Genomic DNA, 23,087 nt, shown 5'->3' on the forward strand with positions numbered 1-23,087 from the left:
CATCCGCCACCCCAGCTCACACCCGAACTCCACCAGGTGCGTCCCAGAGCAGTGGCGACCTCCCGCTGCCCCACCGATCCCCTTCGTCCGCGCTGACCCCTGAATGCAGCCATTCGCCCAGCCCCACGGCAGCCCCGGGTAGGGGCGCGGGAGGCGCAGGGCTGTCAGGTGAGGTGGAACTCGAGGGCGTCGAGGGCGGCGGGGACGGTGTCGGCGAGTCGGAGCAGGTCGAAGCCGGCGGGCTTGAGGAAGGTCTGGTCGGCCAGGACCCGCAGCCAGTCCAGCAGCGGGCGGTAGAAGCCGTCGGTGTCCACCAACACCATTGGCTTGTCGTGCAGGGCCAGCGTGGCGGTGGTCCAGACCTCGAAGAGCTCGTCGAGCGTGCCGAGCCCGCCGGGCAGGGTGAGGAAGGCATCCGACTTCTCGATCATGAGGATCTTCCGGCTGGCCATCGACTCGGTGACCAGCAGCTCGTCGGAGGCAAGGTCGGCCACCTCCAGGTCCACCAGCGCCTGCGGGATCACGCCGATGGTCCGCCCACCCGCCGAACGCGCGCCGTCGGCCATCGCGCCCATCATTCCGACGCTGCCGCCACCGCTGACCAGCGTGTGCCCGCGACGGGCGATCTCCGCACCGGTGGCCGCCGCGAGGTCGAGCCAGCGCTGATCCAGCGTGCGGGAGGAGGCGCAGAAGACGCAGATGGCGGCCATCGCGCTAGCGCTCCGACCCGTCGGCCGCGGCCCGCTGGTCGGCGGCGGCACGGGCGACGGCCTCCTCGCGTACCGCCTCCTGCTCGGTGCTGAGCGCGGCCTCGGCCTCGACGATGTGCCGCACGGCCGTGGCCACGTCGTCGGTGACGCAGATCAGCTCCAGGTCGACCGGCCCGATCTTGCCTTCCGCGGCCATGGTGTCACGCAGCCAGTCGAGCAGCCCCTGCCAGTACCCGGCGCCCATCAGCACCACGGGGAACCGGGTGACCTTGCCGGTCTGCACCAGGGTGAGCGCCTCGAACAGTTCGTCCAAGGTGCCGAAGCCGCCGGGGAGCACGACGAAGGCCTGGGCGTACTTGACGAACATCGTCTTGCGGGCGAAGAAGTAGCGGAAGTCGATCGCCAGATCGACCCACTCGTTGATGCCCTGTTCGAAGGGGAGCTCGATGCCGAGCCCGACGGAGAGCCCGCCGGCCTCGCTGGCCCCCCGGTTGGCCGCCTCCATCACACCGGGACCGCCACCGGTGATCACCGCGTAGCCGGCGCGGGCCAGGGCAGCGCCCACCGCCTCGGCGAGCTGGCACTCGGAGCTGCCCGGCTTGCTCCGGGCGGAACCGAAGACGCTGACCGCCGGTGGCAGGTCGGCGAGGGTGTCGAAACCCTCCACGAACTCGGAGAGGATGCGCAACGCCCGCCAGGAGTCCTTGGTCTTCCAGTCGGCCCGCGTCCGCGAGTCGAGCAGCCCTTGGTCGGCGGTCTTCGTCGTGGCCGCCTGACGACGCAGCGTCACCGGGCCACGCTGCCGCCCCCGTCCTGGTTCGCGATGGTTGCTCTGGCTCATACCAGCAACCGTAGTGGAGTCCCGCCGGGAACTCGGCAAACACTTCGTGATCTTGTGCAACCAAATCGCTTGCCCGGACGTCTACTATTCACATACCGGGTATGCCCCGGCACGCGGGCTTCGGGGGAGGAGACAGCGTGATCACCAACAACGAACGACTTCGGATCCGGCGCCAGATGCAGCGGCGCATCCGCGACGTGGTGGCCGAGCGCCGCCACACCCGCCTGCTCAACACCCCGCCCGAACCGCCCGCCGACCCCACCACCACCGACACCCGTCTCACCACCGTCTGACCCACCGCCCGCCGCACGCACCCGGGGGTGAGTCAGGCCGGGGAGAGCCAGCGGTGGAGGGTGGCGGCGCCGTCGCGGATCTTGCCGATCTCGACGTGCTCGTCGGGGTGGTGGGCCAGGTTGGGGTCGCCGGGACCGAAGTTCAGCGCGGGGATCCCCATCTCCGCGAACCGGGCCACGTCGGTCCAGCCCAGCTTCCCGATCGGGGCGGCACCCACCGCCGTCAGGAACTCCCGCGCGGGCGGCGCCTCGAGACCGGGCAGGGCGCCGGGTGCGCAGTCAGTCACCGTCAACTCGTAGCCCGCCAGGACCTCGCGCAGGTGCGCCTCGGCCTCGACCGGCGTACGGTCCGGCGCGAAGCGGTAGTTGACCTCGATCTCGCACCGGTCCGGCACCACGTTCCCGGCCACTCCGCCGTGGATCCGCACCGCGTTCATCCCCTCGCGGTACTCGCACCCGTCGATGATCACCCGCCGCGCCTGGTAGTCGGAGAGCCGCCGGAGCAGCTCACCCGCCCCGTGCACCGCGTTGACCCCGTGCCACGACCGGGCCGAGTGGGCCCGGACCCCGGTGGTGACCACCGTGGCCCGCATGGTGCCCTGGCAGCCCGCCTCCACGACCCCGTACGTCGGCTCGAGCAGCAGCGCGAAGTCGGCCGTCAGCCACTCGGGGTGCGCCTGGGCCACCAGGTGCAGCCCGTTGTACCTGGACTCGATCTCCTCCGCCTCGTAGAAGAAGTACGTGACGTCGTAACGGGGGTCGGGCAGGGTCGCCGCGAGGTGCAGCGCGAAGGCGACCCCGGACTTCATGTCCGAGGTGCCGCAGCCGTACATCAGGTCGCCACGCATGGTCGACGGAAAGTTGTTGTTCAGCGGCACCGTGTCCAGATGCCCCGCCAACACCACCCGGGTCGGCCGGCCGAGGTCGGTACGCGCCATCACCGTATTGCCGTGCCGGTGGGTGCTCAGGTGCGGCACCGCCCGCAGGACCTCCTCGACGCAGTCGGCGATGGCCTTCTCGTTGAGAGACACGGACTCGATGTCGACCAGCGCACGGGTCAACGCCACCGGATCGGCGAGGACCTCGGGGGTAAGCGGGTTCTCCATGGTCCGCACGGTACCGTCACAACCGGCGACCGTCAGACGCCAGCCCGCCAGAGCTTCGGCGAAGCGCGAGGAGTGAGCTTGCGAGCCCCGCAGTCGCGAGCAACAGTCAGCACAGCAGGAAGCGAGAGGTGAGTAAGTGACGTCCACACAATCCGCGTGGGGCATCGGCCTGGCCACCGTCACCGCCGACGACCAGGTGCTCGACACCTGGTACCCGACCGGCAAGCTGGGTCTGGGCGAGCTGCCGCTGGTCCCCGGCGAGGACGAGGGCGACGTGCTGGACCTGCCGCCGGGAGCGATCGGCGAGCGGGGCCTGCCAGGTCTGCGTACCGTCCAGGTGGTCACCGTGATCGGTTCGCTGGACGACCCGATCAAGGACGCCGCCGACGCGTATCTGCGGCTGCACCTGCTCTCCCACTGCCTGGTGCGGCCCAACGAGCTCAACCTCGACGGCGTCTTCGGCAAGCTGGCGAACGTGGCCTGGACCTCCGCCGGGCCGTGCCCGCCGGAGCGGGTGGACGAGCTGCGCGTGATCGAGCGGGCCGCCGGCCGCCACCTGGCCGTGTACGGGGTGGACAAGTTCCCCCGGATGACCGACTACGTGGTGCCCGCCGGGGTGCGGATCGCCGACGCCGACCGGGTCCGCCTCGGCGCGCACCTGGCCGCCGGCACCACCGTCATGCACGAGGGCTTCGTCAACTTCAACGGCGGCACGCTCGGCAGTTCGATGGTCGAGGGCCGGATCGCCCAGGGCGTGGTGGTCGGTGACGGCTCGGACATCGGCGGCGGCGCTTCGATCATGGGCACCCTCTCCGGCGGCGGCACCGAGAAGGTACGCATCGGCGAGCGCAGCCTGATCGGGGCGAACGCCGGCGTGGGCATCTCGCTCGGCGACGACTGCGTGGTCGAGGCGGGCTGCTACGTCACCGCCGCCTCGAAGATCACCCTGCCGGACGGCCGGGTGGTCAAGGCCCGCGAGCTGTCCGGCGTCGACGGGCTGCTGTTCTGGCGCAACTCGGTCAGCGGCGCGCTGGAGGCCCGGCCCCGCACCGGCCGCGGCATCGAACTCAACGCCGCCCTGCACGCCAACGACTGAGAGGTGAGGAGGGGCCCCTTCCTAACGCCTCGTGTATAGGAAGGGGCCCTTTTCAACAACCGGCTCAGCGCAGGCGGTACGCCTGGATGATCCGGTGGGTCACCGTGTTGCCGGCGGTGTCCGTGGCGCTCGCCCGCAGCGACACATGGCCGGCGGCCCGTGGGTGCTGCACCGTCGCCTGCCAGCCGCTACCGCTCTTCTTCAGCTTGGCGCGCTGCCAGGTCCTCCCGCCGTTGTAGGAGACCTCGACGGTCAGCGACGCGGTCTTCGCCGCCGGAGCGTCGGGCTGGCGCTCCACCGCCACCGGGATCACGAAGGACCGCCCGGCCGGCGCCGAATGTTCTGCGTCCAGCTTCGGCGTGAACCTGATCGCCGAGGCGGGCAGCGCGACGAAGTCGTCACCCCGCACGTGCCGGGAGCGGAACGTCCACGTGGCGGCGACCTCCGTGCCGAGATCGGTGAAGCTGCGCTTCGCCGACGTCTCCAGCCGATAGCTGGCCGTCCCGGCCGGCACCTCGAACGCCCCTCCGCCCTGGTACGGAGTCTCCTCGACCAGCTTGCCGTTGCGGTACAGGGCCGTACGCGCGGCGTCCGTGATCGACACGCCGGCGTGCCCCTCGACGTCACTGTGCAGCGGCAGGTCGAGCACGATCACGTCACCCTGTCGGGTGAGCCCCTGACCGGGCCACTGCCGGGCGGGGAAGGACGGCCCGTAGGGCGCGCCGTTCCAGGTGTCCCGGTAATGGCGGCCGGCCCGGTACGCCGTCGGATCCGACATCAGCAGGGCCACCGGGTCGAGCCACAGTTCCTCGGTCTGCGTACCGATCCACAGTTCGGTGGCGTAGCGCATCTCCCCGGTGTTGTAGTACTCGACCCGCTTTCCGGGCACCGAGACGGGCACCACCACTGCCCAGCCGCCCAGGTCGGGTTCGAAGATGGGGAAGGCCGTCCGCTCACCGAGCGTGCCCGGGGGACCGGCACGGAACGTCTGCGTGACGGTGGCCAGGTCGCGGCTGCGGTAGTGCTTCGTCAGCCCGTTGGGCATCCGGCCCCCGAAGCGCTCGGCCAGGGCGTAGAAGTACGGGCTGCTGGCCACGTCCAGATCGGCGAACTGGGCGGTCAGCGTGGTGACGAAGCGGTCCGCCGCCACCGGCCGGCCGACCTGCCCGACGAAGATGCTGTCGAAGTCGGAGCCGAGCATGCCGAAACCGGCGGAACCGGCGTCGTCGTCGATCATGAAAATTGCCTCGACGACGCCCATCGCCGGCTTCGCCGACCGGTCCGGCACCGTCATCCGCACCGGTCCCGCCTTGCGGGCGTCGATCGTGATCTCGGCGTCCTGCGTCACCACCAACTCCGGTTGGACGACCAGCGACCGGGCCTCCTCGTCGTCCGCCTCGGTCACGTAGCTGGCCAGCCCGTACCGCCCCTTGGGCACGCGCACCTCGGCGGTGCCGTCCGGGTCGTACGCGGTGAAGTCGCTGAAGTCGGCCAGCCCGATCAGGAAGCTGACGTAGTCGACCGGCACCGCGCCGGAACGGTCCAGGTGGCGGAGGGTCAGCGTGTAGCTCTCCACCTCCTTGTGCACGGCCAGCGGGGTGCTCGCCACGGCGTTGCCCGCGCGGGCCACGATCCGGCCGGTGTAGTGACCGTCCGGGGCGTCGACGTTGGTGTCGGCGGTGACCGTGGCGGATGCCGTGCCACCGGCCGGCACCACGACCCGCTCGGTGCTCAGCGCGAACATGTCCGCCGGCGCCGGCGCCCCGCCGGGGCCGGTGGCCTCGACCGTGAGGTCCACGGTGAGCGGTTCCGATCCCGTGTTGCGCCAGCTCAGCTCCCGGATGACCGGTTCGTCGTCGTCGTGCGGCCAGAACGTCCGGCCGAAGGAGATGCTCGCCGGCTCGCTGATCAGCGACTGGGTGATCGCCCGGGCCACGTCGACCCGACCGGCCCCCTGCTGGTGGGCGGTCAGTTCGGGGTGCGGCCGGGCCGAGGCCATCAGGGTGGCCTTCAGTTGGGCCGCCGTCGCGTCGCCGCGTTGCTGGGCGAGCAACGCCGCCGCTCCCGCGACGTGCGGCGCGGACATCGAGGTGCCGGAGAGCGAGACGTACTGCTCCCCGACCGGGTCACCGAGCAGCGTGCCCTGCCCCCGGGCGGCGACGATGTCCATGCCGGGGGCGGTGATGTCGGGCTTCAGCGCGTCGTCGCCGACCCGGGGGCCCTGACTGGAGAAGTAGGCGAGTTCGTCGTCCCGGTCGACCGCGCCGACGGCCAGCGCCGCGTCCGCGCTGGCCGGCGAGCCGATCGAGCCGGCCGTGCCCCGGTTGCCGGCCGAGATCACGAAGAGCGCCCCGGTCTGCTCGGTCAGCGTGTTGACCGCTTCCTCCAGCGGGTCGACCTGCGGCGTGTCGGTCCCCCCGAGACTGATGTTGATCACGTCGGCCTGCTGGTCGACGGCGGCCCACTGCATCCCGGCCAGGATGGCGGACTCGGTGCAGCCGTACTCCTCGCAGACCTTCCCGTCGAGCAGGGTCGCCTCCGGCGCCACGCCGCGGTAGCGGCCGCCGGAGGCGGCGCCGCTGCCGGCGATGATCGACGCGACGTGGGTGCCGTGCCCGACGAGGTCGCCCGGGTCGGCCTCCTCGGTGAAGTTCCGCGCCGCGCCGACGCGCCCGGCCAGGTCCGGATGCGCGGCGTCGACGCCGGAGTCCAGCACCGCCACCCGTACGCCCCGGCCGGTGAAGCCGGCCTGGTGGGCGGCGGGGGCACCGATCTGTGGAACGCTGTGCTCCAGGGTCAGCTGTCGCCGGCCGTCGAGCCAGATTCGCTCGACCTCCCCCGCCGCGGCGACTCGGGCACCGGTTGCGGCGACGGCGGACCAGACCTGGCCCACCTGCTGCTTGTCAGCGGTGGCGGCGACACCGGCGATGGCCGGCAGGTCGCGGGTGACCCGCACCCCGGCGGGCGCGGCGGCACGCCGTGCCGTGCTGGGCCGGTGCATCAGGATCAGGGGCAGGTCGTCGCGGCGGGCGTCGTCGTAGCCGGCGGCGATCAGCCCGGTCACGTCGAACAGTCGACGGTCGACCCGTCCGTCCCGGATCAGCGGGAGGGCGTCCTGCGGCACCACCCAGAGGTGGTCGCGTTCCCGCTGGGTGAGGAACTGGACGTCGGAGCGTCCTTCGGCCGGGCGTACGCTCGCCGCGCCGGAGGCGCTGACGGTGACCCGGTCACCGGTGAGCAGGGTGACGGTGGCCGGCTGGTGGCTGCCCGCCGGCCGAGCCTCGGTCCGAGCGTCGCTCGGTTGGGCGAACGCGGGTGCGGCCGGTCGGTGCGGCGCGGCTGTGGCGGCGCCCGGTGTCCCGAGCAGCAGTCCCAGCGCGAGCCCGCCGGCGATCAGTTTCCTGTTCCGTGGCAACTGATCCTCCTTCCTGGAGCGTCTCGGTCGATGAGGAAGTCATCGACATCCATCAGATGTGCATACCGAGTATGCAAGCGAGAGTCAAGAAACGAGGCCACGCCACCCCGGCCGGCGGCATGATCGGACGGATGACGTCCATGAAGGAACGCATGCTCGCCGGAGAGCCGTATCTCGCCGACGATCCGGAACTCGTCGCCGACCATCTCCGCGCGCAGCGGCTGATGGCCCGCTTCAACACCAGTTCCGTCGACGACCAGGACGAGCGCCGGGCCGCGCTGCGCGAACTGCTCGGCGAAATCGGCGAGGAGACCGCGATCCGCCCGCCCTTCTACTGCGACTACGGCTACAACGTCCGGATCGGACCGCGCAGCTTCGTCAATTACCAGGCGGTCTTCCTCGACGTCGCCCCGATCACGCTCGGCGCCGACGTCCAGGTCGCACCCAACGTGCAGTTGCTCACCCCGACGCACCCGGTGGAGCCGGAACCGCGTCGGGCGAAGTGGGAGGCGGCCAAGCCGATCACCATCGGCGACAACGTCTGGCTGGGCGGCGGCGCGATCGTCCTCGCCGGGGTCACCGTCGGTGAGAACACCGTCGTCGGCGCGGGCGCCGTGGTGACCCGGGACCTGCCGGCCAACGTGGTGGCTGTGGGCAACCCCGCACGACCGGTACGCGAGATCAGCTGAGCCCTCACCTGCACAAATACCGCTTCAGGGGGTGGCGCTCCACGCCAAAGGCGAGCACTCTGGGTAATGGAGTCGTTACCGGGAGGCATCATCATGGGCGGCCGGATCCTCGAACTGCGCGTACACGGAGTGTCAAACACGCCGCCCGCCGAGGCCCTCGGACTGACGCCCGGACCAGGCGGCGAGGCGCCCCAGCCACGGCTGGTCGCCGGCAGCCCGGTCACCGGTTTCTACCGCTCCCCCACGGCCTCGCCGCTCGACCCGATCGTCCTGGAGGCGTACAGCTGGGGGCAGTTGACCTCCGGAGCGCGGACCGCGCGGGACGTGGAGCGCGCCCTGTGGACGCTGCTGTTGCCGTTCACCCTGGCCAACGTGGCGTTGCACGCCCGCCCCGGAATACCGGCCGACCCGGCCGGCGAGCGACTGACCAGCCGGACCGGGATCACGGCCTGGCTGATCCGGCTGTTCTGCCTGAGCCTCACCGGCACGCTGGTGCTGGCGCTGACCGGGGTCGGAGTCGACCTGATCGGCTGGCAGTGCGTGGACGAGACCTGCCTGAGTCGCATCCCGGGGCCGTGGGAGTTCCTCGCCGGCGCCTGGTGGCAGCAGGGTGGGCGCCCGCTCGCCGTCGGCCTGGCCGTGCCGCTCGCCCTGATCGCGGTGCTCGGCCTGGTCGCCTGGCGGACCTACCAGTACGAGGCGGTGATGCCCGCCGACCCGGCGAACGCCCCGGAACGCCACCCGCCGGCGCCGGTCGACGCCGACCGGCCCGCCGACGCCCCGGCCCGGGAGCAGCCACCGGCACCGAAGCCGCCCGCCGGACCCCTCGCCAATCCCCTCGAAGACCCCACGTTCTGGTGGGGTGAGGGGCAACTGCGACGCGCCGCCGTGCTGCACCTGTGTACCGGCACGGCGGTGGCGGCGGCGGTGCCGCTGGGCACCGTACTGGTGCTGGATCCGCCGCACGAGGCGCGGGCGACGATCGCCTGGACCACTGCCGCGACGCTCGTCGCGGTCCTGGTGATCACGCTGGTCGCGCTCGGCCGCCCCTTCCTCACCCGGCGCCACGGGGCCACCCCGCTCGGGCCGTGGAGCATCTCGGTCATCGTGCTCACCGGGGTCGGGCTGGCCGGCACCCTGCTGCTGCTGATGCTGCCCGACGGTCCCGCCGGCACCCCGCTGGCGGCGCTGCGGCCACCCCCGGGATGCGGCGGGCAGCCGTCCCTGCCCGGCTGCCTGGAGGATCGCTCGCTGCCGGGCTTCGACCAGATCCTCGCCTGGCTGGTCACCGGTCAGTTGCTGCTGCTCATCGCCATCGGCGCGACCGCCCGCTCCGGGCGCCGGGGCAGCGCGGCACCCGCGATCGCCACGGTGCTGATCGTCCTCGGTGCCGCCTGGTGCCACGGCTGGCTGCCCGCCACACCGCCGGCACCGCTTGAGGTGTGGCAGCTCGCCGTACCGTTGCTGGCCCTCGCCGCGACCGGCCTGCTGCTGCCACGGACCCGGGCCACCGCCGGGAGGCAACCGCTCGAGCCCCACACCGACCTGGCCTGGCGCGGGCAGGCCCCGGCCGTGATCGCCGGATCCGGCTGGCTGCTCTGTCTCGCCTACTGCGCGGGGGCGCTCTACTGGATCACGGATCGGCTGAACGGCGACGGTTCCGTCGTGGTCGTACCGCCCACGCCGGTGTCCTGGGCGGCGCTCTGCTTCGGCGGCGCGCTGCTGCTGCTCACCCTGGTCGCGCTCCGCGGTTTCGTGCTCTTCCACCAGTTGCGGCACGAGGAGTACGCCGAACTGAAGGCCGGCGGACCGCTCACCGCGCACGACCTGCGCCGGGGACGGGACGTCAGCAACCACCGGGCCCTGCACCGGTTGGTGGGCGAACACGCGATCCGCCTGATCGGCTGGTACGCCGCCGCGGTGGCCGTGCTGGCCGCCCTCGCCTGTGTCGCCGTCCTCTCCCCCGCCCGCCCCTACCCGACGTCGGAGACCGGCGCCGCCACCCTGATCAGGCTGGTGACCGACGTGGGTGACGCGCTGCTCGGCTGGCTGCCGGTGGCGATCGCCGCCCTCGGCCTGCTCGTCTTCCGCAACAACACGGTGCGGCGGTCGGTCGGAGTGGTCTGGGACGTGGGAACCTTCTGGCCGCGCGCCGCGCACCCGCTCGCCCCGCCGAGCTACGCCGAGCGGGCCGTGCCCGAACTGCTCACCCGCACCGCCGGCCTGCTCGCGCTGACCGAGCACGATCCACGCCGGATGGACGGCATCATCCTGTCCGGGCACAGCCAGGGCACGGTGATCTGCGCCGCGGTCATCCTGCAACTGCCGAACCGCTGGCGACGGCGAATCTGGTTCTTCTCCTACGGCTGCCAGCTGACCCGGCTCTACGGCCGGATCTTCCCCGCGTACTTCGGGCCGGACCGGCTGCCGGCGCTGACCCGCGCGTTGAGCCGACCCTCGGGCGAAACCGGGTGGACGAACTTCTGGCGCGACACCGACCCGCTCGGCTGGCCGGTCACCGCCGGCGAACGCGATGTGGCCGTGACCGACCCGGAGGCGCTGCACCCCAGCGACGGCGAGGTCGCCGATCCGCCGATCCGCAGCCACAGCGGCTATCCGGAGGCCACCGAGTTCCAGCGGGAACGGTCCCGGGTCGCCGTTCTGCTCGGGCGTACGGTGCCGTCACCCCGGCGGGGGCTCGGCTAGGCGTACCACCAGGTCGGCCCGGTCGGCGGTGTCGGACACCAGTGCCGCGTTGACCTCGTCGCTGCCCAGCACCCAGGCCCGCGCCTCGGCCGGCGGCCGCCCATGAGCCACGTGCCGGGCGACCAGCCGGCGACGCCGCAGGTCCGCGTCGATGTCCAGGAACCACGCCTCGTGCAGCAGCGAGCGCACCTCGTCCCAGGGCCGGTCCCGGATCAGCAGGTAGTTGCCCTCGGTCACCACCAGCCGGACGTCCGGCGGCACCTCGATCGCCCCGGCGATCGGCTCCTCCAGGTCCCGGCGGAACTCCGGCGCCCAGACCGAGGTCGGCTCCGTGCGCCGCAGGCGCCGCAGCAGCGCGACGTAGCCGTTGGCGTCGAAGGTGTCGCTGGCGCCCTTACGCGCGGACCTGCCCAGCCGGCGCAGCTCGGCCTGGGCGAGGTGGAAGCCGTCCATCGGCACCAGCCGGGCGGCCGGGCCGACCGCCGCCACCACCTGCTCGGCCAGGGTGGACTTGCCCGCGCCGGGAGCGCCGGCGATGCCGAGCAGCTGCCGGGGGCCGGCGTCGGCGAGCGCCCGGGCCCGCTGCACCAGTTCCTCGACCGGCAGCACCCGGGCGGCGGACATCAGGACAGGACCGGACGGCTGATCGCGAACCGGGCGCGTACGGCCGCGTGCACGCCCTGGGGCTGCGGGTCGAGTTCCAGCTGGAGTGCTCCACCGGCCGCGGCGCCCCCGGCGTCGAACGCCATCCGGGCCATCATCGGCTGCGCCGTACCGCCCTCGTCGGCCAACTCGATCAGGTCGGTGACCTGCGCGTCGAGCGCCGCAGCGTACTCCCGGGCCCGTCGCAACGCGTCGGCGAGCGCGGCCTGCCGGGCCTGGCGGTAGGTCGGGCTGTCCGGCCGCAGCGACCACCACGGCCCGGCCACCTCGACCTGGTCCTGATCGGCCAGGCGCAGCATCAGCTCGCCGAGCGCGGTGAAGTCGCTGACCGTCACCGTGGTGACCACCGAGCCGTGCCAGGCCACCACCCGCTCGCCGGAGCGCCGCGTCTCGGGTCGCACCCGCAGATCGCCGGTCTCCCGGCGGTCGATCGCCGGCTCGGCGGCATCGAGCAGCACCCGGACCGCCGCGGCCCGCTCGGCCAGCCGGGTCAGCACGGCCTCCCGGTCCCGGTCGCGGGCCAGCGCGGTCACCGTGAATCGGGCGATCTCCGGATCGATCTCGCGGTACGCCTCACCGCGCACCGACACCACCGGTCCGTCCACCATGCCCTCACCCTAACGGTGCCGCCGGGTCAGTGGGGTGGGGGAGGTGGACGGTGTAGGAGACGGTGCTGGGGGTGGTTCGGCAGGCGGTCAGGTGGCCGCCGGTCAAGCCGAGCCCGCAGAGCCAGGTCATCTCGTCGTCCGGCGCGACGTCCGTGCGGAACGACCGGGTCTGCTCGTCGTACCGGCGGGCGGCGAGCGCCCGGCGAGTGGTGCCGGCCTCGGCGTACCGGGCGTGCAGGGTGGCCGCGTCACCGGCCCGCAGCGCGGCGGCCAGTTCGTCGAGGTACTCGGTGACCCCGGCCAGCGCGGCCAGCACCTGCTCGCGGTTGCCGGTCAGCATGTTCGCCGTCCGCTGCGGCGGAGTGCCGGCGACCCGGGTTCCGTCGCGGAAGCTGCCGGCGGCCAGGGCGCGAACCGCGTCGCGCAGCGGCGACCGCTCGGCCGCACCGGCCAGCGCCCCGGCGAGCAGGTGCGGCACGTGCGAGGCGAGGGCGACCACGGCGTCGTGCCGATCCGCCGCCATCGGCACCACTCCGGCGGCGAAGACCTCGGTGATCAGTGCGGCGAGCCGGCGGAACGCGGCCAACCCCTCCGGCGCGGGGCAGAGCACCCACGCGGCACCGTCGAACAGCTCGGGCAGCGCCGCGCCCAGGCCGGCCCGGTCGGTGCCGGCCATCGGGTGACCGGGGACGAACCGGTGCGTGAGGCCCTGCGCCGCCGCGTACGCCGTCAGCTCCGCCTTGGTGCTGCCGACGTCGGTGAGCAGGCACTCCGCACCGGTCGCCGCGGCCACCTCGACCAGCGTCGCCGGCAGGGTGGGCAGCGGCCCGCCGAGGAAGACCACGTCCCGCCCGGCCACCGCGTCGCTCAGCTGCTCCGCCATCGGTACGCCGGCCGACCGGGCCTGCCGGCGGGTCGCCTCGTCCGGGTCCCAGCCGATCACGTCCGCCCCGACGGCGCGCAACCGAAGCAGGATCGACCCGCCGATCAGGCCGGTGCCGACCACCGCCGCCCGCAACGGCGCATCGGGTCCGTCCACCATCCGCACCCCTCGACGTCGCCGCTCGTTGCCGGGCCGGACGGCCCGACCGGGCGAGGATATCGCCCGGCCACCCCGCCCCCGGTCGTGCCGGGCCGGAACGCCTCGGGTCGCCGGTCAGCTCACCGCGGCCCGCGCGTCCTCGCGCCAGGCGGTGAACTGCTGCACCGGGTCGTCGCTGTTGATGTACTGCCAGGTGAGCAGGTCCCGGATGGTGTGCCAGTCGCGCCGCTGCGCGGCCTCGCGCAACGCCCGCGCGGTCGGGTCACCCTCGGCCGGGTCCACCCGCAGGGTGGGTGGCTCCAGATGCTTCGCTCGGCGCTTGAACGGCCACATGCCCGGCTCCTCTCCCCGTGGCGATCACCGGCAGCGATCGGCAAGATCGTAGAGTCGGCCGACCCGGACCGGAAGGGGGTTGTCCGAGAAATATCCACGTCGTACGGTCCCGTGCGCTGCCCGCCATTCAGGACGGGCCTTCGACGGGGAAGGACACAATCATGGCCGCGACATACCGGGCACTCGCCTCGGTGGTCATGTTGATCGGTTTCTACGTGGTCGCGCTGCTCCAACTCGTGATCGTCGCCGCGCTCTTCTGGTGGATCGCCAGCAAGACCAACGGCCTGGCGGCGAGCAAACTGATGCTGCCGTTGGTGGCCGCGCTCGGCGCGGTGGCCGTCGGGCTCTGGAAGGCGATCCGTACCAGGAACGAGCCGGCGCCGGGCCTGGTGCTCGACGAGCGGGACGCGCCACAGCTGTGGGCCACCGTCCGCGAGCTGGCCGCCGCGGTGGGCACCCGGGCTCCGGACGAGATCCGGCTGGTGCCCGAGGTGAACGCGGCGGTCGGCGAGCAGAGCCGACTGCTCGGCCTGGTCGGCGGACGACGCACCCTGTACGTCGGTCTGCCGCTGCTGCTGGGCCTGCGGGTCGACCAGTTCCGCTCGGTGCTGGCGCACGAACTGGGCCACTACTCGGGCCAGCACACCCGGCTCGGCGCGGTCGCCTACCGGGGGCGCCTGGCGATCGGGACCACCATCGAGCGGATCAAGCCGCGCAACCCGGTCGGGCTGGTCTTCCGGGGCTACGCCAAGCTGTACCTGCTGGTCGACAACGCCGCCTCGCGGCGGCAGGAGCTGGAGGCCGACCGCGCCTCGGTGCAGCTCGCCGGCCACGAGGCGGCCACCTCCGCGCTACTCGGCCTGCCCGCGCTCGACGCCGCCTGGAACTTCTACATGGGCGCGTACGTGCAGTCCGGCTGGCAGGCCGGGCTCGCCCCGGACGACCTCTTCGGCGGCTTCGGGCAGCTGCTCCAGGGCCGCCGGGAGCAGATCGACCAACTCCGGCAGGAGGCACCCGACCGGGAACCGTCGCGCTGGGACACCCACCCGCCGATCGGCATCCGGATCGACGCGATGGCACAGCTGCCCGCCGTCTCCGGCACGGCGGACGACCGCCCGGCCGCGATCATGCTCACCGACGTCCTCGATGCCGGCCGACGGCTGCAGAGCGCCGTGGTCGAGCAGGGCGACCGTCAGGTCCTGCCCTGGCCGGAGTTCACCCACGCGTCGATCGCCGCCGGGATGCAGCGGCAGGTCGACGGGATCTACCGGGCGGCCGCCCGATTCACCGGTACGGAACAGCCGGGCCTGACCACCATCCTCGACCTGGTACGCGAGGGCCGACTCGGCGAGTTCGCCGAGCAGTTCTTCGACAACGCCACCCGCAAGGAGGCGGCGGTCCGTTTCGCCGGCCCGATGGAGATGCTGCTGGACAACGCTGCCGTCCGCGCCGGCCGCGCCCGCTGGCAGCTGTCCTGGACCGGCCCCGCCGCGTTCGTCGGCACCGACGGCGAGCCGTTGGAGCTCGCCGAGATCGCCAAGCTCGCGGTCGACCCGCAGACCCTGGACGAGGCGCTGGCCCGGCTGACCGAACTCGGCGTCGACCCGGCCGTGGCGACCGTGGTGCAGAGCCGCGCCACCGCCGACAACGCCGGCGTGATCGGCGCCATCGGCAACGTGAAGATCGACGACGTGGAGCACGACCTGCTGATCCTCGACCGCGGTCTGATCCTGGTCGGCAGCCCCGGCAAGGCCGGCGACGGCGAGAAGCGCCTCACCGCCCTGCTCGAGTCGACACCGGTGGCGGAGCTGGCCGCCGGCCACCGCTTCCTGCCCTACGAGGAGACGGTGTCGGTGAACGTGACGAGGGAGATCCCGCTGCGGGCCGAGCTGACGCTGCACGACGGCCAGGTGATCGCCATGAAGGAGCTGTACGGCAGCGCGCTGCTGGAGAAGCACAGCCGGGACAACCTGCTGAAGGTCTTCGAACGCATCAACGAGAACTGAGGCGGGCGGCGACGGCCGAGATCCGCTCGTCGGACTCGGTCAGCGCCGCCCGGACGTACTGCCGGGCACCGGGACCGTAGAACACGCCCGCAGCGACCAGGATGCCGCGCCGGGCCAGCCAGTCGACCGTGTCCCAGCAGTCCTCACCCCGGGTCAGCCAGAGGTAGAGCCCCGCCTCGGAGTGCTCCACGGTGAAGCCGGCACCGGTGAACGCCGCGCGCAGCGTCTCCCGCCGCGCCCGGTAGCGCTCCCGCTGCTCCTCGGCGTGCCGCTCGTCGGTCAGCGCGGCCACCATGGCCGCCTGCACCGGCGCGGGCACGATCATCCCCGCGTGCTTGCGGATCTTGAGCAGTTCGGCGACCAACGCCGGGTCGCCGGCGACGAAGCCGGCCCGGTAGCCCGCGAGGTTGGAGCGCTTGGAGAGCGAGTGCACCGCCAGCACCGAGTCGTACGAGCCGCCGCAGACCTCCGACGAGAGCACGGACACCGGCTCGGCGTCCCAGCCCAGCGGCAGGTAGCACTCGTCGCTGGCGACCACCGCGCCGCGCTCCCGGGCCCAGTCCACCACCTTGCGCAGGTGGGTCGCGGGCAGCACCCGGCCGGTCGGGTTGCCCGGCGAGTTGACCCAGACGAGGCGCACCCGGGTAGTCGGGCCGACGGCGGTCAGCGAGTCGGCGCGTACGGTGGTGGCACCGGCCAGCCGGGCCCCGTCCTCGTACGTCGGATAGGCGATCGACGGCACCACCACGATGTCGCCCGGCCCGATCCCGAGCAGCGTGGGCAGCCAGGCCACCAGTTCCTTGGAGCCGATCGTCGGCAGCACCCCGAGCCCGTCGACACCGGCGCCGCAGGCCCGGGCCACCCAGGCGGCGATCGCGGCACGCAACGCCGGGGTGCCGGCGGTCAGCGGGTAACCCGGTGCGTCGGACGCGTCGGCCAGGGCCCGCCGGATCACCTCCGGGACCGGGTCGACCGGCGTACCCATGGAGAGGTTGATCAGTCCGTCCGGATGCGCCGCGGCCAGCGCGGCCGCGGCGCCCAGGGCGTCCCAGGTGAACTCGGGCAGGCGCGACGAGACCGGCGCGGGCCGGTTCAGTGGCCCTCGCCGCGCGGCGGCTGCGCGGCGACGAAGGACGTGTCCTTCCCCACCTTGCCGATCTTGGCGGCACCACCGGGCGAGCCCAGGTCCTCGAAGAACTCGTAGTTCGCGGCGGTGTAGTCCTTCCACTGCTCGGGAACGTCGTCCTCGTAGAAAATCGCCTCTACTGGGCAGACGGGCTCACAGGCACCACAGTCGACGCACTCGTCGGGGTGGATGTAGAGCATCCGGTTGCCCTCGTAGATGCAGTCGACCGGGCACTCCTCGATGCATGCCTTGTCGAGCACATCCACGCACGGCTCGGCGATGATGTAGGTCACCGGTCTTCTCCTCCGCAAGACTCGCCGCGATCACACGCGACGCTAAGAGCCTAGTATCTCGCCGGGGGGAGGTCGATCGTGCTCCGAGAGCGGGACGTGGGACACCGGGTCGTGGTCCGCCGCGTGGTGGGTCTACGCGCCGGTCGCCCGGTGTACTCCGACGCCCTCGGCGAGTTGGTCGAGCTGACCGAGACTTATCTCACGCTGACCACCCGGCAGGGACGGCTGCGCGTACCGCTGGCCGAGGTGCACCGGGCGAAGCGGGTGCCCGCCGACCGGCGGCCGAGCGTCACCGCCGTCACCGAGCTGGAACTCGCCGCCGACGAGGCGTGGCCGGCGCCCACCCGGGCCCGGCTCGGCGACTGGCTGCTGCGCGCCGCCGACGGCTGGACGGGTCGCGCCAACTCGGCCCTGCCCGTCGGCGACCCGGACCGGCCGCTGCCGTCCGCGCTCGACGCGGTCGAGCGCTGGTACGCCGACCGAGGCCAGCCGGCCCTGGTCAACACGCCGCTGCCGCTGGCCGCGCCGGTCGGCGCCGAACTCGACCGGAGAGGCTGGGACAGCCGCCCCCCGGTGCTGGTGCAGACCATGCCGCTGGCCGCCCTCATCGCCGCGACAGGCGGGCCGGCCGACCTCGCGGCGGCGCCGGGTGGGTGGGTGGTCGAGCTGGCCGCCGCGCCGTCGGACGACTGGCTCGCGGTGGCGGCCGGGCGCAAGGGCGACCTGCCGGAGGCCGCCCGGCACGTGCTCACCGCCGTGGACCAGGTCCGTTTCGCCCACGTGTACGACGGGAGCACGCTCGCCGCCATCGGCCGCGGCACGGTGACCGGCTCCGGGCGTTGGCTCGGGTTGTGCCTGATCGAGGTGCTGCCCGCCGCACGCCGGCAGGGACTCGCCACCCGGGTGATCCGGGCGCTCGCCGACTGGGCCGCCGAGGTCGGGGCGACCGACGCGTTCCTCCAGGTGGAACAGCGCAACACGCCCGCCTGCGCCCTCTACCGCAAATTAGGCTTCACCACCCACCACACCTACCTCACCCGCATCTCCCCACTCACCCCCGCCCCCTCACCCTGTTGATCATGAGGTTAGCGGCAGTTGAGGAGATCAACTTCGCCGCCAACATCATGATCAACGCGGGTCGGACGCGAGTGGTGGGACGCGTGGGGGGTGCGGGGTGCGGGGTGGGGGGTGGGGGGTGGGGTGGGGGGTGGGGGGTGGGGGGTTAGCGGCGGATGATTCGGCGGGGTTTGGTGCCGGCGCCTTCGGCGTAGCGCTTGAGGGCCTGCGAGCGGTGGTCGCGACCGAGCATGGTGAGCAGGAGGTAGCCCAGGATGGTGCCGGCGCTGGCCGCCAGCAGGTAGAGCACGACCTGCCAGAAGAAGGTCGCGCTGCCGGCGGCGAACGGGCTCTGGCCGACCAGCAACGGCCCGACCAGCATGGTCAGCAGGAGCGCCCCGCCGATCGCGCCGGCCACCTCGGCGCCCCACTGGCTCACCGGACGCCGCTGACCCCAGCTGAAGGCGACCCCGCCCAGGATCAGCCCGATCACCACGAACATCCCGAGCGTCACCCGATCGGCAGCCATCTCGTCACCGTCGAAGGCGAACCGGATGATCAGCCGGGCGACCACGTTGACCGCGAACAGCGCGATCGCCAGCGCCACGAGCACGCGCCACCGCTGCCCCATCGCACACCTCCCGCCACATTCCCGCCCGGATGGCGGGTCTCCTGGCAGGAATATCTACCATCTGGGACGCGACTGCGTCAGTACCGGCCGGGACCCGGTGGCGGAGCCACGATGGACCGGAACGCCACCACCGCGAAGGTCATCGCGCCGGCCACCACCAGCGTGAGCCCGACCCAGTTGCCGACCAGCAGGACGTCACCCTCGGCGGTCCGGTCGGCGGCGGCCACCATGATCACCACCCACGGCAACGCCGGCAGCGCCACCGCCCAGCGGCGACCGACCGTCTCGATGGCGAACCAGCTCAGCGCGATGTTCGCGACCACGGCCACCAGCACCGCCACCCCGATCGGGTAGCCGCCGATCCGCAGCGGGGCGAGCAGGAGCTCCAGGACCGCGGTGACCGCCCCGCCGACGACGGCGACCAGCCCGCCGGCCGACCGCAGCCCGCGGTCGACCAACCGCCGCAGCCGGACCGGCCGGGGCGGCTGCGGGGCCGGCTCCTGCGGGGCGACCGACATCGCGGCGGAGAGGGTCACCGCTGGCCGGCCGAGCTGACCGGGCTGCGATCCGGCGCGCCGGCGGAATCCAGCCCGGCGAAAAGGTCCGACTCCCAGCCGTACGGTCCGCTGCCCGGCCCCTTCGTCCCCTTCGCGAGGGTGAAGTACTCCACCCCCATGAACTCGGCGCCGAAGTTGCCGGCGATCGTGTACAGCCAGGAGTTGGCGGGGATCTGGGTGGCGTGCGCGCGCATCGCCGCCTCCTTCGCGGCGTGCTGCTCGGTGGCATCGACGCGCGCCGCGATCTGCTCGTCCGGGGTGCAGAAGGGCAGCTCGGTCGCGTCGGAGATGCCGGCGAAGGGGTTGTCCGAGGACTCCTCGAAGTGCGACATGCCCGCCTCCAGGACGCTGCGCGGCATCGCCGTCCAGTAGACCTTCGTCGGGGCGATCCCCTCGGCGTCGGCCAGCTCGACGGCCCGCATCGCCACCCGGTGCGCCTGGATGTGGTCGGGGTGGCCGTAGAAGCCGTTCTCGTCGTAGGTGATCACCACCTGCGGGCGTACCTCCCGAATGACCTCCAGCAGGTGGCCGGCGGCCTCGTCGAGGTCGGCCCGCCAGAACGCGCGGGGGTGCTCGTTGGTGGGCAGCCCCATCATGCCGGAGTCGCGGTAACGGCCGGCGCCGCCGAGGAAACGGTGGTCGGTGACGCCCAGCTCCGCGCAGGCCGCGGCCAGTTCGGCGACCCGGTACCCGCCGAGCTGGTCGGCCTCGGTGGCGGCGAGCCCGGCCAACTCCGGCACGTGGATCTCGCCCTCCTCACCCAGCGTGCAGGTGACCAGGGTGACGTGGGCGCCGGCGGCGGCATAGTGGGCCATGGTCGAGCCGGTGCCGATGGACTCGTCGTCGGGATGCGCGTGGACCAGCAGCAGGCGGCGGTCAGGCAGCGTCGTCACGCAGGTCACTCTAACCGGCGGTTTGCGCCTGTCGGCTCCAACGCGTCCGCGCAGGTCGCTCACATTGCGCTCGACGCCCGCCTACGATCTGGCCTGTGGACTTTCCCGAGCTGGCCGCCCGCACCCGCCGGTTCAGCCACGGGGCGCCGCGCGCCGTCTCCGTGGCCGGCGACGGCGCTCGGGTGGTCTTTCTGCGTTCCGCCGGACCGGAGGATCCGGCCGACGCCCTCTGGCTGTTGGACGTCGCCACCGGCGAGGAGCAGTTGCTCGCCTGCCCGGCCACCCTGCTCGGCGCGGACGCCGACCCCGGCGCGCTGAGCCCCGGGGAACGGGCCCGCCGCGAGCGGCTGCGGCTGAACGCCGCCGGCATCGGCTCGTACGCCCTCGACGGTGCCGGTCGGGTGGCCGTGTTCGCGCTGGCCGGCCGGCTGTTCCGGGTCGACCTGGTGCACGGCGACGTGATCGAGGTGCCCGCCGCCGGGCCGGTGCTCGACCCCCGGCCCGACCCCACCGGTCAGCGACTGGCGTACGTCACGGACGCCGCCGAGGGGGTGCGCCGGGGCGAGCTGCGGGTGGTGGACGCCGACGGTACCGACACGGTCCTGGCCGGCGAGGACTCCGGGGTCCTCTGGGGGCTGGCCGAGCACATCGCGGCGGAGGAGTTCGGGCGGCACCGCGGATACTGGTGGGCGCCGGACGGGCGGTCGGTGCTGGCCGCCCGGGTCGACGAGTCCCGGCTGCCCCGCTGGCACCTGCACGACCCGGCACAGCCGGCCAGCCCGCCGGTCAGCGTCGCGTACCCGGTGGCGGGTGGTCCGAACGCGCAGGTCAGTCTGCACCTGCTCGACCTCGACGGCGGCTGGGTCGACGTGCACTGGGACCGGGAGACCTACCCCTACCTGACCGCCGTGCAGTGGGCCGAGGGTGCCCCGCTGATCACCGTGCTGCGCCGCTCGCAGCAGCACGGCCTGGTGCTGGCGGTCGATCCCCGCACCGGCGAGACCCAGGTGCACGCCGAACTGGCCGACCCGCGCTGGGTCGATCCGATCCCGGGTACGCCCGCCCACCTGCCCGACGGGCGGGTACTGGTCGGCGGCGAACTGGCCCACGACGGGTACGACGCGCGGTGCCTCTTCGCCGACGGCACCCTGCTCACCCCGCCCTCACTGTACGTGCGCCGGGTGGTCGGCCGGCTGTCCGCCGGCACCGGCCCGGCAGACCTGCTGGTCGAGGCCAGCGACGGCGAGCCGAGCGAGCAGCACCTGTACCGGGTACGGACCAGCATCGGCGGTGGCGTGGACGCCCGGCGGCTCAGCACCGACGCCGGCTGGCACGTCGCGGCGGTCGGTGGGGACACCCTGGTGGTCGGCAGCGCCTCGCTCGACCACGCGGGCACCCGGTGGACGGTGTCCCAGGGCGACCGGGAAGTGGGCACCCTGCGGTCGCTGGCCGCCACTCCCGCGTACTCTCCGCTGCCGCTGCTGGAACGGGTGACCGACCGGCGGCTGCCCTCGGCGGTGCTCTACCCGGACAACCACGTGACCGGCCGGCGGCTGCCGGTGCTGCTGGACGTCTATGGCGGGCCGGGCCACCAGGAGGTGGTCGCCGCGCGGGCGGCCTGGCTGGAACGGCAGTGGTGGGCCGACGCCGGCTTCGCCGTGGTGGTGATCGACAACCGGGGCACGCCGGGCATCGCGCCCTCCTACGAGAAGGCCATCCATCGGCGGGTCGCCGACGTGATCCTGCTCGACCAGGTCGACGCGCTGCACGCGCTCGCCGACAAGCACCCGGACCTGGACCTCGGCCGGGTCGCCGTACGCGGCTGGTCGTTCGGCGGCTGGCTGGCCGGGCTCGCGGTGCTGCGCCACCCGGAGCTGTTCCGCTGCGGGATCGCCGGGGCGCCGGTCACCGACTGGGCGCTGTACGACACCGCGTACACCGAGCGTTACCTGGGCCTGCCGGCCGACGGCGAGGACATCTACGCGCACCACTCGCTGCTGGAACTGGCCGCCGAGCCGGTCACCGACCCGGCGCAGGCCCGGCCGCTGCTGCTGGTGCACGGCATGGTCGACGACAACGTGGTGGCGGCGCACACGCTGCGCCTGTCGGCGGCGCTGCTGGCCACCGGCCGGCCACACTCGGTGCTGCCGCTGACCGGTGCCACCCACATGGCCGCCGGCGGCCTCACCGAACGTCTCCTCCGCCTGGAACTCGCCTTCCTCCGCACCCACCTGGGGTGAAAGGAAGGGCCCCCTATTAACGCCTCGTGCATAGGAGGGGCCCCTTATTAACAGATGCCTGTTAATAAGGGGCCCCTCCTTACCTCCCAACGCCGTCGCACCATGGGTGCGAGCATGGGTACGGCGACGTAGGCAGAATCCCGGCGGTACGAGCGGAGGTGACCATGACCGTGGCGGTGTTCGACCACGAAGGCCCGTGGACCGAGGAGGAGTACCTCGCCCTCGGCGAGACCTCCCAGCGAGTTGAACTCTTCGACGGGAGCCTGCACGTGACACCCGCCCCCACCCCACGCCACCAGCGGATCTCCCGCAAACTGGGCAACATCCTGGAGGCTGCCGCCGAGCCCGTCGGGCTGGAATTGCTGGAGGCGGTCAACGTCCGGCTCCGGCCGGGACGCGTGCCGATCCCGGATCTGGTCGTCACCGTTCCCGTCGACCTGGACAACCCGTACATCGAGGCGGCCGACGTCCGGCTGGTGTGCGAGATCATCTCGTCGAGCAACGCCGCCACGGACAGGGTGCTCAAGATGCACTACTACGCGGCCGCAGGCATCGAGTGGTACCTGCTGGTCGAGCAGGGTGCCGGCGAACTTCGCCTGTACCGCCGACAATTCGGCCACTACAAGGAAGCGCAGGCAGTCAAGCGGGGCGAGGTGTTGGAACTACGGTCGCCGGTCCGGGCGACGATCCGGCCGGAGGATCTCGTCCCCTGACGAATGTCGGTCCGTTCGCTTAGGGTCGGGCCATGGTGGAGCGGCAGCGAGCGGAACCCGGGCACTGTGG

The 23,087-nt window shown here is 72.7% G+C and carries 21 protein-coding genes; 8 read left to right on the forward strand and 13 right to left on the reverse strand.

Features of this window, described 5'->3' with window-relative positions; genetic code table 11:
• Nucleotides 1-164 precede the first annotated feature (164 nt).
• Both IEY61_RS16130 and IEY61_RS16135 read right to left on the reverse strand, forming a co-directional pair.
• Nucleotides 165-710, reverse strand: a complete 546-nt coding sequence (locus IEY61_RS16130) for an LOG family protein (protein ID WP_189045047.1) — start codon at nucleotides 708-710, stop codon at nucleotides 165-167.
• A gap of 4 nt (nucleotides 711-714) precedes the next feature.
• Entirely contained in the window at nucleotides 715-1,551 is an 837-nt protein-coding gene (locus IEY61_RS16135) for an LOG family protein (RefSeq protein ID WP_189045049.1), read from the reverse strand.
• A 137-nt stretch (nucleotides 1,552-1,688) separates the two neighbouring features.
• On the opposite strand from IEY61_RS16135, the gene IEY61_RS16140 reads away from it, so the two are divergent.
• Nucleotides 1,689-1,844 (forward strand): hypothetical protein, encoded by a 156-nt coding sequence (locus tag IEY61_RS16140; protein WP_189045052.1) that lies wholly within the window; start codon nucleotides 1,689-1,691, stop codon nucleotides 1,842-1,844.
• A gap of 32 nt (nucleotides 1,845-1,876) precedes the next feature.
• Here IEY61_RS16140 and dapE read toward each other — a convergent pair whose 3' ends face one another.
• The gene (gene dapE, locus IEY61_RS16145) at nucleotides 1,877-2,950 is read right to left on the reverse strand and encodes a succinyl-diaminopimelate desuccinylase (protein WP_189045054.1); all 1,074 of its coding nucleotides are present in this window, start codon (nucleotides 2,948-2,950) and stop codon (nucleotides 1,877-1,879) included.
• A gap of 136 nt (nucleotides 2,951-3,086) precedes the next feature.
• Here dapE and dapD point away from each other — a divergent pair, with 136 nt between their 5' ends.
• Nucleotides 3,087-4,046, forward strand: coding sequence for a 2,3,4,5-tetrahydropyridine-2,6-dicarboxylate N-succinyltransferase (gene dapD, locus IEY61_RS16150; protein WP_189045056.1), 960 nt, complete (start codon nucleotides 3,087-3,089; stop codon nucleotides 4,044-4,046).
• A 64-nt stretch (nucleotides 4,047-4,110) separates the two neighbouring features.
• Here the strand turns inward: dapD and IEY61_RS16155 are convergent, their stop codons facing one another.
• A complete protein-coding gene (locus tag IEY61_RS16155; protein WP_189045058.1) occupies nucleotides 4,111-7,461 on the reverse strand; it encodes a S8 family serine peptidase in 3,351 nt (1,116 codons plus the stop codon).
• 131 nt (nucleotides 7,462-7,592) lie between these two features.
• Between IEY61_RS16155 and IEY61_RS16160 the strand changes: the two genes are divergently transcribed.
• Both IEY61_RS16160 and IEY61_RS16165 read left to right on the forward strand, forming a co-directional pair.
• Nucleotides 7,593-8,150, forward strand: a complete 558-nt coding sequence (locus tag IEY61_RS16160) for a sugar O-acetyltransferase (RefSeq protein WP_189045060.1) — start codon at nucleotides 7,593-7,595, stop codon at nucleotides 8,148-8,150.
• A gap of 93 nt (nucleotides 8,151-8,243) precedes the next feature.
• The gene (locus IEY61_RS16165) at nucleotides 8,244-10,856 is read left to right on the forward strand and encodes a hypothetical protein (protein ID WP_189045062.1); all 2,613 of its coding nucleotides are present in this window, start codon (nucleotides 8,244-8,246) and stop codon (nucleotides 10,854-10,856) included.
• On the opposite strand, the gene IEY61_RS16170 is transcribed toward IEY61_RS16165, so the two are convergent.
• The 4 genes from IEY61_RS16170 to IEY61_RS16185 all read right to left on the reverse strand — a co-directional run bounded on the left by IEY61_RS16170 (nucleotide 10,833) and on the right by IEY61_RS16185 (nucleotide 13,502).
• On the reverse strand, nucleotides 10,833-11,480 hold the full coding sequence (locus IEY61_RS16170; protein WP_189045064.1) for a nucleoside/nucleotide kinase family protein: 648 nt from the start codon (nucleotides 11,478-11,480) through the stop codon (nucleotides 10,833-10,835). The genes IEY61_RS16165 and IEY61_RS16170 overlap by 24 nt on opposite strands.
• The gene (locus IEY61_RS16175) at nucleotides 11,480-12,127 is read right to left on the reverse strand and encodes an SIMPL domain-containing protein (protein ID WP_189045066.1); all 648 of its coding nucleotides are present in this window, start codon (nucleotides 12,125-12,127) and stop codon (nucleotides 11,480-11,482) included. Before IEY61_RS16175 ends, IEY61_RS16170 begins: the two co-directional genes overlap by 1 nt.
• Before the next feature lie 4 nt (nucleotides 12,128-12,131).
• Nucleotides 12,132-13,169, reverse strand: a complete 1,038-nt coding sequence (locus IEY61_RS16180; protein ID WP_189045068.1) for a prephenate dehydrogenase — start codon at nucleotides 13,167-13,169, stop codon at nucleotides 12,132-12,134.
• A 114-nt stretch (nucleotides 13,170-13,283) separates the two neighbouring features.
• Nucleotides 13,284-13,502, reverse strand: coding sequence for a hypothetical protein (locus tag IEY61_RS16185; protein ID WP_189045070.1), 219 nt, complete (start codon nucleotides 13,500-13,502; stop codon nucleotides 13,284-13,286).
• Nucleotides 13,503-13,663: 161 nt separating this feature from the next.
• Here IEY61_RS16185 and IEY61_RS16190 point away from each other — a divergent pair, with 161 nt between their 5' ends.
• Nucleotides 13,664-15,508 (forward strand): M48 family metallopeptidase, encoded by a 1,845-nt coding sequence (locus IEY61_RS16190; RefSeq protein ID WP_189045072.1) that lies wholly within the window; start codon nucleotides 13,664-13,666, stop codon nucleotides 15,506-15,508.
• Here the strand turns inward: IEY61_RS16190 and dapC are convergent.
• Nucleotides 15,495-16,604 carry a succinyldiaminopimelate transaminase gene (gene dapC, locus IEY61_RS16195; protein WP_308424575.1) on the reverse strand — a complete coding sequence of 370 codons (1,110 nt, stop codon included), beginning with the start codon at nucleotides 16,602-16,604 and terminating at the stop codon, nucleotides 15,495-15,497. The genes IEY61_RS16190 and dapC overlap by 14 nt on opposite strands.
• Nucleotides 16,601-16,927 carry a ferredoxin gene (gene fdxA / locus IEY61_RS16200; protein WP_189045074.1) on the reverse strand — a complete coding sequence of 109 codons (327 nt, stop codon included), beginning with the start codon at nucleotides 16,925-16,927 and terminating at the stop codon, nucleotides 16,601-16,603. Before fdxA ends, dapC begins: the two co-directional genes overlap by 4 nt.
• A 78-nt stretch (nucleotides 16,928-17,005) precedes the next feature.
• Here fdxA and IEY61_RS16205 point away from each other — a divergent pair, with 78 nt between their 5' ends.
• Nucleotides 17,006-18,004 carry a GNAT family N-acetyltransferase gene (locus IEY61_RS16205; RefSeq protein WP_189045076.1) on the forward strand — a complete coding sequence of 333 codons (999 nt, stop codon included), beginning with the start codon at nucleotides 17,006-17,008 and terminating at the stop codon, nucleotides 18,002-18,004.
• A gap of 145 nt (nucleotides 18,005-18,149) precedes the next feature.
• Here the strand turns inward: IEY61_RS16205 and IEY61_RS16210 are convergent, their stop codons facing one another.
• The 3 genes from IEY61_RS16210 to mshB all read right to left on the reverse strand — a co-directional run bounded on the left by IEY61_RS16210 (nucleotide 18,150) and on the right by mshB (nucleotide 20,073).
• Nucleotides 18,150-18,614, reverse strand: coding sequence for a hypothetical protein (locus tag IEY61_RS16210; RefSeq protein WP_189045078.1), 465 nt, complete (start codon nucleotides 18,612-18,614; stop codon nucleotides 18,150-18,152).
• 77 nt (nucleotides 18,615-18,691) lie between these two features.
• Entirely contained in the window at nucleotides 18,692-19,132 is a 441-nt protein-coding gene (locus IEY61_RS16215) for a hypothetical protein (protein ID WP_189045127.1), read from the reverse strand.
• A 14-nt stretch (nucleotides 19,133-19,146) separates the two neighbouring features.
• Nucleotides 19,147-20,073 (reverse strand): N-acetyl-1-D-myo-inositol-2-amino-2-deoxy-alpha-D-glucopyranoside deacetylase, encoded by a 927-nt coding sequence (mshB, locus tag IEY61_RS16220; protein ID WP_189045080.1) that lies wholly within the window; start codon nucleotides 20,071-20,073, stop codon nucleotides 19,147-19,149.
• Nucleotides 20,074-20,159: 86 nt separating this feature from the next.
• On the opposite strand from mshB, the gene IEY61_RS16225 reads away from it, so the two are divergent.
• Nucleotides 20,160-22,304: a S9 family peptidase gene (locus tag IEY61_RS16225; protein ID WP_189045082.1), complete on the forward strand. Its 2,145-nt coding sequence runs from the start codon at nucleotides 20,160-20,162 to the stop codon at nucleotides 22,302-22,304.
• A gap of 164 nt (nucleotides 22,305-22,468) precedes the next feature.
• Complete coding sequence (locus tag IEY61_RS16230; RefSeq protein WP_189045130.1) at nucleotides 22,469-23,017, forward strand: Uma2 family endonuclease; 549 nt, start codon at nucleotides 22,469-22,471, stop codon at nucleotides 23,015-23,017.
• Nucleotides 23,018-23,087: the final 70 nt, after the last annotated feature.

This window comes from Micromonospora sonchi, assembly GCF_014646235.1.
GTDB lineage: Bacteria > Actinomycetota > Actinomycetes > Mycobacteriales > Micromonosporaceae > Micromonospora > Micromonospora sonchi.